The 16001-nt window shown below is 70.5% G+C and carries 16 protein-coding genes; 11 read left to right on the plus strand and 5 right to left on the minus strand.

Annotated elements, in window-relative coordinates:
* The first annotated feature begins 5 nt into the window (after positions 1 to 5).
* From ACFKCF_RS20295 to ACFKCF_RS20305, 3 genes are all read left to right on the plus strand, one after another.
* Positions 6 to 407, plus strand: coding sequence for a Mov34/MPN/PAD-1 family protein (locus tag ACFKCF_RS20295; RefSeq protein ID WP_394495659.1), 402 nt, complete (start codon positions 6 to 8; stop codon positions 405 to 407).
* Between the two features lie 218 nt (positions 408 to 625).
* Entirely contained in the window at positions 626 to 898 is a 273-nt protein-coding gene (locus tag ACFKCF_RS20300) for a MoaD/ThiS family protein (RefSeq protein WP_394495660.1), read from the plus strand.
* A 1-nt stretch (position 899) separates the two neighbouring features.
* Positions 900 to 1847 (plus strand): PLP-dependent cysteine synthase family protein, encoded by a 948-nt coding sequence (locus tag ACFKCF_RS20305; RefSeq protein ID WP_394495662.1) that lies wholly within the window; start codon positions 900 to 902, stop codon positions 1845 to 1847.
* A gap of 59 nt (positions 1848 to 1906) precedes the next feature.
* On the opposite strand, the gene ACFKCF_RS20310 is transcribed toward ACFKCF_RS20305, so the two are convergent.
* Together ACFKCF_RS20310 and ACFKCF_RS20315 are read right to left on the minus strand one after the other, a co-directional pair.
* Positions 1907 to 3739 (minus strand): DUF3352 domain-containing protein, encoded by a 1833-nt coding sequence (locus ACFKCF_RS20310; RefSeq protein WP_394496051.1) that lies wholly within the window; start codon positions 3737 to 3739, stop codon positions 1907 to 1909.
* Positions 3740 to 3824: 85 nt separating this feature from the next.
* On the minus strand, positions 3825 to 4151 hold the full coding sequence (locus ACFKCF_RS20315; protein ID WP_394495664.1) for a hypothetical protein: 327 nt from the start codon (positions 4149 to 4151) through the stop codon (positions 3825 to 3827).
* Between the two features lie 110 nt (positions 4152 to 4261).
* Between ACFKCF_RS20315 and ACFKCF_RS20320 the strand changes: the two genes are divergently transcribed.
* The 3 genes from ACFKCF_RS20320 (at position 4262) to ACFKCF_RS20330 (ending at position 6817) form a co-directional block, all read left to right on the plus strand.
* A complete protein-coding gene (locus ACFKCF_RS20320; protein ID WP_394495666.1) occupies positions 4262 to 5053 on the plus strand; it encodes a thioesterase family protein in 792 nt (263 codons plus the stop codon).
* 103 nt (positions 5054 to 5156) lie between these two features.
* Entirely contained in the window at positions 5157 to 6068 is a 912-nt protein-coding gene (gene murI, locus ACFKCF_RS20325; protein ID WP_394495668.1) for a glutamate racemase, read from the plus strand.
* On the plus strand, positions 6065 to 6817 hold the full coding sequence (locus ACFKCF_RS20330; RefSeq protein ID WP_394495669.1) for an MBL fold metallo-hydrolase: 753 nt from the start codon (positions 6065 to 6067) through the stop codon (positions 6815 to 6817). Before murI ends, ACFKCF_RS20330 begins: the two co-directional genes overlap by 4 nt.
* Here ACFKCF_RS20330 and ACFKCF_RS20335 read toward each other — a convergent pair.
* A complete protein-coding gene (locus ACFKCF_RS20335; protein ID WP_394495671.1) occupies positions 6802 to 8055 on the minus strand; it encodes an MFS transporter in 1254 nt (417 codons plus the stop codon). The genes ACFKCF_RS20330 and ACFKCF_RS20335 overlap by 16 nt on opposite strands.
* A gap of 53 nt (positions 8056 to 8108) precedes the next feature.
* Here ACFKCF_RS20335 and rph point away from each other — a divergent pair, with 53 nt between their 5' ends.
* From rph to ACFKCF_RS20360, 5 genes are all read left to right on the plus strand, one after another.
* On the plus strand, positions 8109 to 8828 hold the full coding sequence (gene rph / locus ACFKCF_RS20340) for a ribonuclease PH (RefSeq protein WP_394496053.1): 720 nt from the start codon (positions 8109 to 8111) through the stop codon (positions 8826 to 8828).
* Positions 8825 to 9415: an RdgB/HAM1 family non-canonical purine NTP pyrophosphatase gene (gene rdgB / locus ACFKCF_RS20345; RefSeq protein ID WP_394495672.1), complete on the plus strand. Its 591-nt coding sequence runs from the start codon at positions 8825 to 8827 to the stop codon at positions 9413 to 9415. The genes rph and rdgB overlap by 4 nt, the downstream gene beginning before the upstream one ends.
* A gap of 46 nt (positions 9416 to 9461) precedes the next feature.
* On the plus strand, positions 9462 to 11159 hold the full coding sequence (locus ACFKCF_RS20350) for a molybdopterin-dependent oxidoreductase (RefSeq protein ID WP_394495674.1): 1698 nt from the start codon (positions 9462 to 9464) through the stop codon (positions 11157 to 11159).
* Between the two features lie 531 nt (positions 11160 to 11690).
* The gene (locus ACFKCF_RS20355) at positions 11691 to 12350 is read left to right on the plus strand and encodes a toxin glutamine deamidase domain-containing protein (RefSeq protein ID WP_394495676.1); all 660 of its coding nucleotides are present in this window, start codon (positions 11691 to 11693) and stop codon (positions 12348 to 12350) included.
* The gene (locus ACFKCF_RS20360) at positions 12347 to 12616 is read left to right on the plus strand and encodes a hypothetical protein (protein ID WP_394495678.1); all 270 of its coding nucleotides are present in this window, start codon (positions 12347 to 12349) and stop codon (positions 12614 to 12616) included. Before ACFKCF_RS20355 ends, ACFKCF_RS20360 begins: the two co-directional genes overlap by 4 nt.
* 69 nt (positions 12617 to 12685) lie before the next feature.
* Here the strand turns inward: ACFKCF_RS20360 and ACFKCF_RS20365 are convergent, their stop codons facing one another.
* Both ACFKCF_RS20365 and ACFKCF_RS20370 read right to left on the minus strand, forming a co-directional pair.
* Positions 12686 to 15175: an ABC transporter permease gene (locus ACFKCF_RS20365; protein WP_394495680.1), complete on the minus strand. Its 2490-nt coding sequence runs from the start codon at positions 15173 to 15175 to the stop codon at positions 12686 to 12688.
* Between the two features lie 4 nt (positions 15176 to 15179).
* Complete coding sequence (locus ACFKCF_RS20370; protein WP_394495682.1) at positions 15180 to 15935, minus strand: ABC transporter ATP-binding protein; 756 nt, start codon at positions 15933 to 15935, stop codon at positions 15180 to 15182.
* Between the last annotated feature and the right edge of the window lie 66 nt (positions 15936 to 16001).

Genomic DNA, 16001 nt, shown 5'->3' on the forward strand with positions numbered 1-16001 from the left:
CGGGCATGCTGTCGATCTCGCAGGAACTGGTGGACAAGATCGTCGCCCATGCCCGTGCCGACCACCCCGACGAGGCGTGCGGGGTGATCGCGGGCAAGAACGGTGTCCCCGAGCGGTTCGTCCCGATGGAGAACGCCGAGCGCTCGCCCACCTTCTACCGCTTCGACTCCATGGAGCAGCTGCGCGTCTGGCGTGAGATGGACGACCGCGACGAGGAGCCCGTCGTGATCTACCACTCCCACACGGCCACCGAGGCGTACCCGTCGCGCACCGACGTCTCCTACGCCTCCGAGCCGAACGCCCACTACGTCCTGGTCTCCACGCGGGACGAGGCCGAGGTGGAGTTCCGCTCGTACCGGATCCTCGACGGAGTGATTACCGAGGAAGAGGTAAGGTTTCTCCCATGATGGCCAGGCCGGTGCAGAGCTTCCTCTTCGCGCACACTCCGGCTGTCGTTGTCTACGACTGTCCCGCGAGAAATCTGCCGCTCCACTGCCACGGGGTGTGACAGCAGGGCGGCAGCCCGACGAGCAGATTTCTTGCTGGAACGTCACGCGGAATCCGCGTACGGCCATCGGTGTTGCTGCCGATGGGACGACGACCTGATCTGAGGAGACTGAGCGCGATGGCCATCGAGGTTCGCATTCCGACCATCCTGCGTAACTACACCGACGGCGCCAAGGCCGTCGACGCCGAGGGCGCCACCCTCGAAGAGCTGATCAGCAATCTGGAGTCGCGCCACCCCGGCATCAAGGAGCGCCTGGTCGACGCGGGCAGCCTGCGCCGCTTCGTCAACGTCTACCTGAACGACGAGGACGTGCGCTTCCTGGGCGGCCTGGGCACGCCGCTGTCCGACGGCGACACGGTGACCGTGCTGCCTGCCGTCGCCGGCGGGTGACATGCGGTTCGACTCGCTGATCGACTCGGTCGGCCGCACGCCCCTCGTGGGGCTGCCGCGGTTGTCGCCCTCCGCCGACGTGCGGATCTGGGCCAAGCTCGAAGACCGCAACCCGACCGGGTCGATCAAGGACAGGCCCGCCCTGTGGATGATCGAGGAGGCCGAGAAGGACGGCCGGCTCACGCCCGGCTGCACGATCCTCGAGCCCACCAGCGGCAACACCGGCATCTCCCTCGCCATGTCGGCCAAGCTCAAGGGCTACAGGCTGATCTGCGTGATGCCCGAGAACACCTCGGAGGAGCGCCGTCAGCTCCTGCGCATGTGGGGCGCGGAGATCATCTCCTCGCCCGCGGCGGGCGGCTCCAACGAGGCCGTACGCGTGGCCAAGGAGCTGGCGGTCCAGAATCCCTCCTGGGTGATGCTCTACCAGTACGGAAACCCGGCCAACTGGCGCTCGCACTACGAGACCACCGGCCCGGAGATCCTCGAGGACCTGCCCACCGTCACCCACTTCGTGGCCGGGCTCGGCACGACGGGCACGCTGATGGGCGTCGGGCGGTTCCTGCGCGAGCGGGTGCCGGACGTGCAGATCGTCGCCGCCGAGCCGCGTTACGGCGAGCTGGTCTACGGGCTGCGCAACGTGGACGAGGGCTTCATCCCCGAGCTCTACGACGAGTCCGTGCTGACCACCCGCTTCTCGGTGGGCTCGGCCGACGCGCTGCGGCGCACGCGCGAGCTGCTGGCCTCCGAGGGCATCTTCGCCGGCGTCTCGACCGGCGCGGCGCTGCACGCGGCGCTGGGCGTGGCCAAGAAGGCGGTCAAGGCGGGCGAGCGCGCCGACGTCGTGTTCGTGGTGGCCGACGGCGGCTGGAAATACCTGTCCACGGGCGCCTACGAGGGCACCCTGGAGGAGGCGGAAGAGCGCCTCGAAGGCCAGCTCTGGGCCTGAGACGAGCATGAAACAGGCGGCCGGCCCATGAGGGTCCGGCCGCCTGTTCCGTTGCGTGCTCAGTTGAACAGCAGCCGCAGCGAGAACGTCGCCTCGGTGTCGGTCTGCGTGCCGCTCATCCCGACGGCCCGCAGCACCTGCAGGTTGGCCTTGTCGTCGCCCTCCATGGACTTGAGGTAAAGGCTCTCCACCTTGTCCAGGTCCACGAAGACCGCGTAGTTGGCGTCGTCCGCGTTGGGGATCGCCGTCTGGAACGTCTCCGAGTCGCCCAGCGTGCCCTCACCGGCCAGCTGCTTGGCGTACTCGTCCGTCGTCGCCACGGTGAAGACGCCGTCGCCGGCGACCTTGGCGATCTGCGGCATGGTCTGGCCCTGGGAGGTCAGCGCCTTCTGGACCTTGTCGACGATGGCCTGCGCCTTGGCCGGGTCGGTGGCGATGCGCACGCCGCCCTTGATCTGGTCGCCGCCCAGGCCCTGGCTGTCCACGGCGAGCGTGAAGTTCTTGCCGAAGATCGTGGCCAGGTCGCCGGGCAGCTGCAGCCCGAGCTGGCTCTGCGCCTGCTCCAGCATCTGCTTGACCTCGGCGCCGCCGGTCGCCGCGGCCTGCTTCTGGATCTGGTCCCACTGCTTGGTGACCATCTGGTCGAGGCCGGAGATCGACACGGCGGCCGCCGTGGTGGCGGGCAGCGTGCCCAGGTTGGCCTTGGGCAGGTCACCCTCGGGGGTCATGCCCTTGGCGCCGCGCACGAGGCCGGCGAGCTCGACGTAGGCGCTGTCGAAGCGCAGCGCGCCGGCGAACCTGGCGTCCTTGACCTGGTCCACGAGGGCGGCCTGCTCGGCCGGGACCTCCTTCTTGGCCAGCTCCATGAGCCCGCCCATGTCGGCCCAGTACGACAGCACGCCCTGCTCGCCGACCGCGCCCATGTCGTCGTTGAACTCGGCGTTGTCGGCCAGGCTGCCCTCGGATTTCGCGAACTTGTCGGCCAGCTCCTGGGTCGAGCTCAGCAGCGCGTAGTCCTCACGGAAGGCGAGACCGTACTTCTCCTCCTTCATCAGCTTGGCGATGCCGGCCTTGGCCTGCGCCTCGTCCTTGATCTGGACGGCCACCGCGAAGTCGGGCTCCTCCTTGCCCGAGGGCACGGCGGCGAAGCCGACCCGGCTGCCCAGCCAGGGGTCGACGTCCTTGGCGAAGTCGACCTTGGAGGAGTCGGAGTTGATCGTGTCGAAGAGCGCCTTGCGCGGGTCCTCGCCGGTGAAGGAGTCCTTGGTGACCGTGAACTTCCTGGCGATCTCGAACAGCGCCAGCTTCTGGTTCGCGGCCGGGTCCAGGTCGAGCCGGGCGTAGGCGATCGAGTTGGCGGGCAGGACCTCGTTCGGCTGCGTGCCGCCGCCGCCGATGGCGCCCATGGCCCATACGGCGCCGCCGCCGAGCAGGATCACCGCGAGCGCGGCGGCCGCGGCGACGATCCAGGTCTTGCGGCCCTTCTTGGGCGGTTGCGCCGGGCCGAACCCGTCGGGCCCCTGCTGCTGCCAGCCGCTCTGGGCGTACTGGTCGTTCTGCCAACCCTGCTGCTGCTGTTCCTGCTGCCAACCCTGGCCCTGCTGCCAGCCCTGCTGCCAGTTCTGCTGCTGGCCGTACGAGCTCTGCTGGCCGTAGCCCGCGTCGTAGGTGGGCTGCTGCTGGCCGTACCCCTGCTGCGGGTTGTACGGCTGCTGCTGCCCGTAGGACGCCTGCTGGCCGTAGCCCCCCTGCTGGTAGGGCTGCTGCGGCGGGTACGGCTGTCCCGATGACTGAGGCATCGTCGGGGGGTTCTCCGGCTGCTGCCCCTGGTTCCAGTTGTACGCCGTGGTCCGGTCAGGATCCTGGCCGTAGGGGGGATTATTCGCAGACATCACTCAACTCACAATGTGGACTTTTGACCACAGAGAAGTTAGCTGATGTTGCTAGACGGGCGCTTGCAATGTGCTGAAGTGTGATTCAGACCCTGCTGAGTTCCTTTCTGAGCGCGTTGATGTGGACCTCGCCCGTTCCATAGTCGGCTACGCACGACCAGGGCACGAACGTGCAGCCCACATAGACCAGCCGGGACAGTGCGCGGGAGAGCCAGGACGCGCGGTCCTGGTTGTCCCGGGTGAGACCGAGCAGCAGCGGCGCGCGGCGGCTGGAGACGATCAGTCCGTAGACGGTGTGGCTCCTCTGGAGCTCGCCCTTGTGCTTGATCACGCGGATGTCCACCACGTGGCCGACCCATATCCCGTCGGAGTCCCAAACGGACTGACCGAGGAGTTCGGTGACACTTGCCATGATCGAACTTTCTCAACCGAATCATGTTTTCGCAGGTAGGCACGCTGATAGGGGGATGCCATAGACTATGCGGACGCTAGAACATAATTCCGGAGTTGAGGCGGGCGCGGATGACCAAGTTCGACGAGGCGACTCAGGCGATCAGGATCGACGAGGGCACGTACGACGTGTGCCTCGACCCCGGATACGCGATCGGCGGCCCCCTCAACGGCGGCTACCTGATGGCCGTGATCCTGCGCGCGGCGGTGGACGCCTCGCCGTTCGAGCATCCGGTGAGCACGACGGCGCAGTTCCTGAAGGCGCCGGTCGCCGGGCCCGCGCAGGTCAGGATCGAGCCGCTCAAGGCGGGCAGGACGGCCGCGTTCGCCCGGACCACGCTGGTGCAGGACGGCGTGGCGCACATCGAGGGGCTGGTCACGACGGCCACGTTGAACGAGGTCGAGCCGATTTATGCGGAAAAACCGGCGTACGACATGCCCGGCATCGAGGACTGCGCCAAGCTCCCCGACCCCAAGCCCGAGTCGGGCATGAACCTGAACGCCCGGATGGAGCTGCTCTTCGACCCGCCCACGATCGGCTGGCTGAAGGGCGAGCCCAGCGGCAGGCCGGAGTCGCGGGCGTACTTCAGGATGGCCGAGCCCCAGGACCCGGACCCGTACGTGCTCGCGCTGGCCGTGGACGCGCTGCCGCCGGTGGTGTTCTCGGCGGGCGCGCGGGGCTGGGCGCCGACCGTGGACCTCACCTGGCACCTGCGGGCGCTGCCCGCCCCCGGCTGGCTCACGCTGCTCGGCAGCGGCCGGCTGATCTCGGACGGCTGGTTCGACGAGGAGGTCGAGGTGCGCGACTCCACGGGCCGCCTCGTCGCCCAGTCGCGCCAACTCGCCCGGGTCGGACGCGGCTGACCGGCCCGGATGTGACGAACCCAACACCGCCGCACGCCCGCGTGTCGTACCTGTGAGCATTCTTACGCAGAGTTGATCGTGCAGGTCGCCTACCCTCTAGAGCGTGCCGGACGCGAGTATTGGGATCTTCGACAGCGGGGTCGGCGGCCTTACGGTCGCTCGCGCGATCATCGACCAGTTGCCCCATGAGTCCATTACGTACGTGGCCGACACGGCCCGTCAGCCGTACGGGCCGAAACGCATCGCGGAGGTCCGCGCCTACGCCCTGGAGGTGATGGACCACCTCGTCGAGCACGGCGTGAAGATGCTCGTGATCGCCTGCAACAGCGCCAGCGCCGCGGTGCTGCGCGACGCCCGCGAGCGTTACGACGTGCCGGTCGTCGAGGTGATCCAGCCCGCCACCAGGCGCGCGGTGCGGGCCACCCGTACGGGCAGGGTCGGCGTGATCGCCACCAGGGCCACGATCGAGTCCATGGCCTACCACGACGCCTTCACCGCGGCGCCCGACGTGCAGCTCACCGGCGTGGCCGCCCCACGCCTGGTGGAGTACGTCGAGCGCGGGGAGACGATGAGCGACGAGCTCATCGAGGTCCTGGGCGAGTACCTGGAGCCCATCAGGGCCGCCGGATGCGACACCCTCATCCTCGGCTGCACCCACTATCCGCTGCTCACCGGCGCCATCTCCTATGTCGTCGGCGACGGTGTCACGCTGGTCTCCAGCGCCGAGGAGACGGCCAAGGACGTCTATCGGATCCTGCACGACCGCGATCTGGCGGCAGGAGGCGAGGCCACCCCCCGGCACCGTTTCCGCGCCACCGGCGACTCCCTGCTCTTCGCCCGGCTCGGGCGACGTTTCCTGGGGCCGGAGATCGATGTGGTCGAAGTCGCACCAGTGGGGGGTACTACCTCTAACGGCCACTCGGCCGCGCCGGTGTCGGGACTGAGAGGCGACGACACCGGGTTCGTGCGGCCGGGGCGCGACGCGGAGCGTCGCATCGGGAAGGAGCCCACATGAAGGTGACCATCGTCGGGTGTTCGGGCAGCTTCCCCGGGCCCGACAGCCCCGCGTCCTGCTACCTCATCGAGGTGGACGGGTTCAGGATGCTGCTCGACCTCGGCAACGGGTCGCTCGGCGCGCTCCAACGCCACATCAGCCCGTACGACGTGGACGCGATCTGCCTGTCGCACCTGCATGCCGACCACTGTCTCGACCTGTGCTCCTACCACGTGGTCCGCACGTACGGGCCCGGCGCGCCGTACCCCACCGTGCCCGTCTACGCGCCGGCCGGCGCGCCCGCCCGGCTGTCGGCCGCGTACGGGATGCCGGACGAGCCGGGCCTGGAGACCGCGTTCGACTTCGTGCCGCTGGCGCCGGGCTCGTTCGAGATCGGTCCGTTCACGCTGACCGCGGGGCTGGTCAACCACCCGGTCGAGGCGTACGGCTTCCGCGTGAGCGGCGGCGGCCGGTGCGTGGCCTACTCCGGCGACACCGGCGAGTCGAGCGAGCTGGTGAAGCTGGCCACGGGCGCCGACCTGCTGCTGTGCGAGGCGTCGTTCGTGGAGGGCCCGGACCTGCCCGCCGACCTGCACCTGACCGGCCGCCAGGCCGCCCGGCACGCGGCCGAGGCCGGCGTCGACCGGCTCGTGCTCACCCACCTCGTCCCGTGGAACGACCAGGCCACCGTGCTCGAGGAGGCGATGGGTGGCGGCTTCGACGGCCCGATCGAGCTGGCCCGCAGCGGCGCGGTCTACGACTTGGCCTGAACCTGGGTGAAGTCGCGCAAGCGGGGTAACGGGGAGAACAGCAGCGGCACGAAGGTCAGCAGCCGGGCCGCCATGATCACCCACAGGGCCTCGCGCACGCCGATCTGCTGGGCCAAGAGGCCGCCGAGCACCGCGCCCAGCGGGGCGATGCCCCAGGTCATGAACCTCACCGACGCGTTGACCCGGCCGAGCAGGTGCTCGGGGGTCACGGTCTGCCGATAGGTGATCTGGCCCACGTTCAACAATGTCGCGCTCCAAGTGAGCGCGATCGAAGTGATCGCGAAGCACACCACGCGCCAGTCGGCCTGCGTCATCGGCAGCAGCAGGCCGAAGGGCGAGCCCAGGGTGGCCGCCAGCCAGGTCATCCTCGCGGTGCCGTACCGCCTGGACAGCCAGGAGCCGGTCAAACCGCCGATCAGGCCGCCGATGCCGCCCGACATGAGCAGCAGGCCGATGGTGCTGGGGGGCAGCTTGACCACCTGGGCCAGGAACAGCACCGACAGGCCGAGCACGGCGCTGGTGCACAGGTTTCCGGCCACCGACGAGGTGGCTAACATGCGCAGCAGCCGGTCGCGCCACAGGTACGAGAGGCCCTCGCCGATGCCCCGCAGCAGCGGGGTGCGCTCGGTGACGGCGGGCGGCTTGTCGGGGGCCCTGATCGTGCCCAGGAAGAGCACCGAGGCGAGCGCGCCCAGCGCCGTGGCGAACAGCGTGCGCGGCGCCCCCAACAGCTGCACCAGCGCGCCCCCCACGACCGGCCCGGACAGGAACGAGCCCGACCGCACGATCTCCAGCTTGGAGTTGCCGTCACTGAGCTGCGTGGTGCCGACCAGCTCCGGCAGGTACGTCTGGTCGGCCACGTCGTTGAAGACCTGGGCCACGCCGGCCAGCAGCGCGATGGCGAACATCAGGCCGATCGTCAGCAGCCCCAGCTCCGCGGCCAGCGGGATGCTCGCGAGCAGCAGGAACCTGGCCAGGTCGGAGACCAGCATCACGCGCCGCCGGCGCATCCGGTCGACCCACACCCCCGCGGGCAGGCCGATCAGCAGGAACGCCGTCGTCTGCAGTGCTGACAGGACCCCGATCTCCACCGGACCGGCATTCAGCGCGAGCACGGCCGCGAGCGGGAGCGCAACACGGGAGATATTCGCCCCGAGTTCACTGGCGACGTGCGAACTGAGGAACCGGAGGAAGTCAGGGTTACGCAACACCCCCGTTGTCATTGCGTAAGGATCCATGTGGCGGACACATTTGGTCAAGAGTGTCGTGGCGCGGAGATAGGGTGATCTGCATGTCCCGACAGGATGGCCGCAACCCTGACCAGCTACGTCCCATAACCATCACCAGGCGTTGGCTCGCCCACGCCGAGGGATCGGTGCTGGTCGAATTCGGCAACACGCGGGTGTTGTGCGCGGCCTCGGTCCAGGACAGCGTGCCCAGGTGGCGCAGGGGCAGCGGTCAGGGGTGGGTTACGGCCGAATACGCCATGCTGCCCCGGGCGACCAATACTCGCAACGATCGCGAATCGGTCCGCGGCAAAATCGGCGGCCGGACGCACGAGATTTCCCGGCTGATCGGCCGTTCCCTTCGCGCTTGCGTCGATTACAAGGCGCTGGGAGAAAACTCCATTCTGCTCGACTGCGACGTGCTGGACGCCGACGGCGGCACCAGGACCGCCGCGATCACCGGTGCCTATGTGGCGCTCGCCGACGCGATCGCCTGGATGCGCGAGCGCCGGATGTGCCCGGGCGAGCCGCTGATCGGCTCGGTCGCGGCCGTGTCCGTCGGGGTGGTCGGCTCGGTGCCGATGCTCGACCTCTGCTACACCGAAGACGTGGCCGCCGAGACCGACATGAATGTCGTGATGACCGGCGAGGGCAGCTTCGTCGAGGTGCAGGGCACCGCCGAGGGCGCCCCCTTCGACCGGGCGGCGCTCAACCAGCTCCTGGACCTGGCAGTGGGTGGCTGCGAGGAGCTCGCGCTGATCCAGCAGGAGGCCCTGGGCTCATGAGGATCGTGCTGGCCACCCGCAACGCGGGCAAGATAGCGGAGCTGCGCCGGATCCTGTCCGGGTTCGACATCGTCGGGCTCGAGGAGTTCCCCTCGATCGGCGAGGTCGCCGAGACGGGCGTCACGTTCGAGGAAAACGCGCTGCTCAAGGCGCACGCCGTGGCTCAGGGCTCGGGCCTGCCCGCGGTGGCCGACGACTCGGGGCTCTGCGTCGACGTGCTGGGCGGCATGCCGGGCGTCTTCTCCGCCCGCTGGTCGGGGCGGCACGGCGACGACCAGGCCAACCTGGATCTGCTGCTCGCGCAGGTCTCCGACGTGCCCGCCGACAAGCTGACCGCGCACTTCGCCTGCGCCGCCGCGCTGGCGCTGCCGTCGGGGGAGTCCCGGGTGGTGGAGGGCGCGCTCCAGGGCCATCTGATCTCCGCCCGCCGGGGGTCCAACGGGTTCGGCTACGACCCGATCTTCGTGCCCGACGGCGAGGAGCGCACGACGGCCGAGATGTCGCCGGACGAGAAGGACGCGATCAGCCATCGGGGCCGGGCCTTCCGCGCGCTGGCGCCCCTCGTGCGCGATCTGCTCAGCTCGTAACCACCGTGTAAGAACCGCTCCGCGCCGGGCGGCGTAACGTCGGACTGTGCAGAGTAATTCGGTGGTGCCCGCCTGGGCGAGGGGCCTGATGGGGCTGGTGGCCGGGGGCGTGGCCCTCGGGATCGCGCAGCTCTTGGCCGCGTTCGCCGGGCCCAAGTCATCGCCCGTGGTGGCGGTGGGCGACGCGACGATCGATCTGACGCCCGCTCCGGTCAAGGACTTCGCGATCAGAGCGTTCGGCGAGAACGACAAGAACGTCCTCATCGCGGGCGTGCTGATCGTGGTGCTCGGCGGGATCGCGCCCCTCATCGGGACGCTGGCCGTCCGCAGGCTCGCCTACGGCTACGCCGGGCTGGCCGTTTTCGCGGCGATCGGCCTGGTGGCGGTGCTGACCCGGTCCGATGCCGGGGTCCTGGACGCGCTGCCGACGGTGGTGGGGGCGGCGGCCGGCGCCTGGACGCTGAGCCGGCTGGTACGGCGAGCAGCGGGCGAGCCCTTCACCTCTCCGGCGCCCCGGTCCGCCGATGCCTTGGAGTCTGCCGGCGCCGCGGAGAACGCCGGTGCGACCGCGTCAGTCGATGCGACGGAGTCCACCGGTGCCCTTGGGGACGGTCGTGGCGAGGGCCGTGACGGCCTGGAGCGGCCCGCGGTGATGCTGGCCGGGGCGGATCTGTGGACGTTCGACCGGCGGCGGCTGCTGACCGGAGCCGCCGGCGGGGCGGTGGTCGCGATCGGGGGCGCCGTGCTCGGGCAGTCGCTGGGTGGGCGGCGGGCCGTGGACGCCGCGCGAGTGAGGGTGGCACTGCCCAGGCCCGCGACCCCGGCCAAGCCCGTTCCGGCAGGCGCTGACCTCCACATCAGGGGCTTGTCTCCATTTATTACGAGTAATCGTGACTTCTATAGGGTCGACACGGCGCTGGTCGTCCCCCAGGTGGACCCGGACGCCTGGAAGCTGCGCATCCACGGCATGGTCGACCGGCCTATCGAGCTCACGTACCAGGAGCTTCTCGGCATGCCGCTCACCGAGGCCGACGTCACGCTCACCTGCGTCTCCAACGAGGTCGGCGGCGAGTACGTCGGCAACGCCCGCTGGCTCGGCGTCCGCATGGCCGAGGTGCTGCGCCGGGCCGGGCTCCGGTCCGAGGCCGACATGCTCCTGTCCACCTCGGCCGACGGCTTCACCTGCGGCACCCCGGTCGACGTGATCATGGACGGCCGCGACGCGCTGTTCGCGATCGCGATGAACGGCGAGGCGCTCCCCGTGGCCCACGGCTTCCCCGTGCGCCAGGTGGTGCCCGGTCTGTACGGGTACGTGTCGGCCACCAAGTGGGTCGTGGACATCAAGGTGACCAGGTTCGACCAGGACGAGGCGTACTGGACGCCGCGCGGCTGGTCGGCCAAGGGGCCCATCAAAACGCAGTCGCGGATCGACGTGCCCAAGTCGGGCGATTCACTGAAGGCCGGACGCGCCACGATCGCCGGTGTGGCCTGGGCGCAGCACACCGGGGTGGACGCCGTGGAGGTCAGGGTCGATCAGGGGCAGTGGCGGCAGGCGAGGCTGGCCGAGGTGCCGGGGCCCGACACCTGGCGGCAGTGGTCGATCGACTGGGACGCCACGGCGGGGGAGCACACGATCCAGGTGCGGGCGACCGACGCCGCCGGGCGTACCCAGACCGAGCAGGAGGCCCCGCCCGCGCCCGACGGCGCGACCGGGTGGCACACCATCACGGTGAAGGTGACCTGAGCCCCGCTTGTCCCTGTTTCTGCTGGTACGGCCGGTGGTTCTGGCGGAGAATCTTGCCGACTTCCCCTCCCCGCCTCGACGACCCCTCTACGATCGGTCGTCGAGCATGACAGGAGGCAGGACGTGTTCCGCGAGCGCAAGCCGGGCGTCCGGTGGGTCCTTCCAGACGGACAGTACAACCCCGTGGTGGCGGAGGGGGTGCGGTGGCTCGACTACGAGCGCGCCGCCGAGACCGGCACCGCCCCCACGCGCTCTCCAGGGGGCCCGGCCACCTTAGAGCCCCAACCGCCCGCCGACCCCCGTCCCCGCCGTGACCGCCGGTCCGACCGGGACTCCGGGCCCGACCACGATCACCGGCCCGACAGGGACTCCGGACCCGACCGTGATCCCCGGTCCGACCGTGATCCCCGGTCCGACCGTGATCCCCGGTCCGACCGTGATCCCCGGTCCGGGCGTGACCATGGGGCCGGCGGCGATCACCGGTCCGGGGACGATCGCGACCGCCGGTCCGAGCGTCCTCGCGTGCCCGACATGTCTGAGACGCCGGGTGACCTCCTCGACGTCGAGGAGGGCGACTGGTTCGACCGGACGCGCCGGCCATCCCGGCTCGCCGACTCCAGGCCGTACGGGGAGCCGGGCGGGCTCGCTCAGCCGGACCCACAGGTGGAGCAGGACCTCGCCGAGGCGCTGCGGCCCGGCGATCGCTTCCCCGACCCGCGCGGCACCTGGGTGCGGCTCATCAACGGCGGCGGCCCCGCAGACGACCCGTTCCGGGCCTCCAACGCCGCAGACTGCGCGCTGGCCGTGCTGTCCACCTGGCACGGCGAGCCCGCCACGGCCGCGCCCAGATTCCCGGAGTACGACCGGATCGGCCGGCCCCTGCTGACCGGCGAGCAGGGGAGCCTGGCCCGGATCGAGCGGTGGATCGGGCAGCGCTTCCAGTGCGCGGGGCAGGGACGGCACGCCTACCCGATGATCGCGCGGCGGCTGCGCGACGCCGGGCACGGGGCCGGGGCCGTCATCGTGGTGCGCTGGCCCGGAGGCGGCTCCCACGCCTGGAACGCCGTCAACTACGACGGCGAGGTGATCTGGATCGACGCTCAGAGGGGGCACATGTCCGTCGAACCGGCCTACATGACGGTGACCGGGGTGTTCTGCGTGATACTCGACCGGCAGGGACGGCCACGGTGAACCTCGACCAGGCTCGGGCGCTGGCCGAGGAGTACTTCAACGGCGTGCTGCCGCCCGGCGAGGCGGTGCCGGTCGGGGTGCACGGGTTCCGCGACGGATATGTGGCGTGGGTGCGTGAGCTCGAACCCGACGACCCGGCCACGCTGCCGGAGACGATCGGGGGCGGGTGCATCGTGATCGACCGCGCCACGGGCGAGGTGGTGGCCCGGCCGCTCCTCGACCCCGAGTCGGTCGCCGACCTCTGGCCCGGCCGCACACCCCGCTGAGACAGCCCTGGCCCCGCGCCCGAGAGCCGCGGCTTCGCCCGCACGACAGGGCCGGGCGGGCCGCCGGCGTCAGCCGGCGGCGAGTGAGCCGACGATCGAGGCGCGCGCGGCGCGGCGGGCCGGGAGCACGGCGGCCAGCACGCCGGCCGCCCCGGACAGCAGCACGAACAGCGCGATCTGCCCGGTGGGCACCGACAGGACGGCCCCGTCCAGCATCGCCATGATCGCGGCCCAGCCGAAGATCCCGCCGAGCACCACCCCCACCAGCGCTCCGATCAGCCCGAGCACCAGCGCCTCGACGGACAGCATCCGGCGCAGCTGCGGCCGGGTCAGGCCCAGGGCGCGCAGCAGCGCCGACTCCCTCGTGCGCTCGTGGACCGACAGGGAGAGCGTGTTGGCGATGCCCAGGAGCGAGATCAGGATCGCCAGCCCGAGCAGCCCGGTGATGATCATGAGCAGCATGTCCAGCGTCTCGTCGAACTGGCCGCGTACCTCCGTCGAGCTGGACACCTGCACGGTCGGGTAGGCCGCGACGGCGGCGTCCACCACCTTGCGGGCCCGCTCGGGCGGCACGCCGTCCTTGATGTTGATCAGGACGCGGGAATCGGGCAGCGCTCCGAAGTACGTGTCGAACGCCGCCTCCGCGACCGTGACCGGAGACAGTGACGACTGGCTCCCGTCGAGCAGCGCGACCACCTTCAGCGAGACGACCCCGGAGCCCTTGGTCCTCAGCGGGACGGAGTCGCCGAGCCGCACGCCCAGCTCCTTGGCCACGCTGCCGTCCACCGCCACCTGGCCGGGGCCGAAGCCCTTCATGGAGCCGGAGGTCACGTGCGGGTTGATCGCCCCGCTGAACGTGCCGACGTCGAGCCGACGGTCCGAGACCTCGGCCTTGGTGGCGCGCAGCTGCGCCACGGAGGCCAGCTCCGGCTCGCCGCGCAGCTCCGTGGCCACGGACCGGGGGATGACCGCCCCGCGCTGCTGGCCGGCCAGCATGTAGTCGATCGGGAACTGGTCGTCCAGCTTGGCCGTCAACGTCATCCTCGTGGACGCGGTGACCACCGAGATCAGGGTCATGAGCGTCACTCCGATGGTCAGCGCGACCGTGGTGGTGGCGGCCCGCTTGGGGTTGCGGCTCGAGTTGTCCACCGCGAGCCGCCCCGGCACCCCGAACAGCCTGCCGGGGATCCAGCCGACCAGCGTGCTCAGCGGTTTGATCAGCACCGGGCCCAGGATCAGCACGGCCAGGAACGTCAGCGCGCCCCCGGCCATGACGACGAAGAGCGAGACCTGCTGGCCGGGCGTGACCACGAAGACGCCGACGGCCGTCGTGCCGAGGCCCGCCACGAGGAAGAACGCGGCGAGGACGCCGCGTACGAGGGTCGCGCGGAACGTCTGCTCCTCGGCCTGGCTCCGCAGCGCCGCGATCGGCGCGACCCGGGTGGCCGACCTGGCGGGCAGCAGGGCCGCGCCCAACGTGACCGCCAGGCCGACGGCCAGGCCGATCCCGATCGTGGCCGGGCTGAGGGCGACGGACGCGTCCGTGGGCAGCGGGGCGTCGAACGAGGCCAGGACCGTCAGCGTGAGCGATGCCAGGCCGTACCCGATGACCAGGCCGAGCACGGAGGCGATCAGCCCCACCACCGCGGACTCCAGCACGATCGAGCCGAACACCTGCCCGCGCGTGGCCCCGATGCACCGCAGCAGCGCCATCTCCCTGGTGCGCTGCGCGACGAGGATGTTGAAGGTGTTGTAGATGACCAGCGCGGCCACCATCATCGCCACGACGCCGAACATCAGCAGGCCCAGCGTGAACGTGCGGGTCTCCACCCCGGCCGCCTTGGCCAGGTCGTCGGCCAGCTCGCCGCCGGTCTTGACCACGTACGCACCGCCCACGGCCGCCGCGACGGCCTGCTTGAGCCCGGGAGCCCGGCCCGCCACGTCGATCTCGCGGTAGCCTTCCGCGCCCGTCATCCGCTGCGCGGTGGCCGTGGTGAAGCCCACCGCGCCGGTGTAGGAGAGCTCCTGGTCCACGCCGGGGTCGAGCAGGCCGACGAGCCTGAACTGGTGCTTGCGCCGCCTGGCGTCGAGCACCGTGATCGGGTCGCCGAGCTTGAAGCCCTGGGCCTTGGCGGTGTTCTTGTCCAGCACGGCGGCCTGGTCGTCGGTTCCCGGGCCGGTGCCCGAGACGATGTCGGTGCGGTCGAGCGGCCCCCGGACGACGGACAGGGCCGTGGTGGGGGCGTTCCCGACGGCCTTGCCGTCCTTGCCGAGCACGGGCGCGGGGGCGCGGATCAGGCCCTGGGCCTCGGTGACGCCGTCCAGGGCGCGCACCTGTTCGAGGACGCGCTCCGGCAGCACCGCGTCGGGGCCCTTGGGCAGCACGGCCACGTCCACCTTGCCCGCGTCGGCCGTGACGCGCTGCGCGAACCCGGCCTGCACGGTGTCGTTCAGCACGAACGTGCCCGCGATGAACCCCACGCCCAGCGTGATCGCCAGCGAGGTGAGCAGCAGCCTGAGCTTGTGCGCGCGCAGCCCGGCCAGTGCCGTCTTCAGCACCTCCTCACGCCCTTTCCAGCTGTACGAGCGTGTCCAGCACGGACTGCGGCGTCGGCGCGCCGATCTCGCTGACCAGCTCGCCGTCGCGCAGGAACACCACGCGGTCGGCGTACGAGGCGGCCACCGGGTCGTGCGTGACCATGACGATGGTCTGCCCCAATTCGCGTACGGAGGTGCGCAGGAAGGACAGCACCTCGGCGCCGCTGCGGGAGTCCAGGTTCCCCGTGGGCTCGTCGGCGAAGATCACCTGAGGCTTGCTGATCAGGGCCCTGGCCACGGCCACGCGCTGCTGCTGGCCGCCGGACAGCTCGCTCGGCCGGTGCCCGAGCCGGTCCTTCAGCCCGACGGTCTCGATCACCCGGTCGAACAGTGCCTGATCCGCCTGGCGGGCGGCGATGTCCAGCGGCAGGCGGATGTTCTGCTCGGCGGTGAGCGTGGGCAGCAGGTTGAAGGCCTGGAAGACGAACCCGATCCGCTCACGGCGCAGCAGCGTGAGCTGCCGGTCGTTCAGCCCGGTCAGCTCCACGTCGCCGATGTGCACGGTGCCCGAGGTGGCGGCGTCGAGCCCGGCCAGGCAGTGCATCAGCGTGGACTTGCCGGAGCCCGACGGGCCCATGATGGCGGTGAAGGCCCCGGTGGCGAAGGACACGTTCACCGCGCGCAGGGCGCGCACCTGGGCGTCGCCTTCGCCGTACACCTTGGTCAGATCTCTGGCCACCACCGCGGGCGGTGCCTGGCGCCGGGTATCGGTGAGCGTCACTTTCACTCCTTGTCGCGGTTTTTCAACGCGAACCACGCTAGGAGTGGAATTTTCAGGATTTGTGGG

Origin of the sequence: Nonomuraea sp. JJY05 (assembly GCF_043496855.1) — a bacterium.
In the GTDB taxonomy this organism is placed as follows: domain Bacteria; phylum Actinomycetota; class Actinomycetes; order Streptosporangiales; family Streptosporangiaceae; genus Nonomuraea.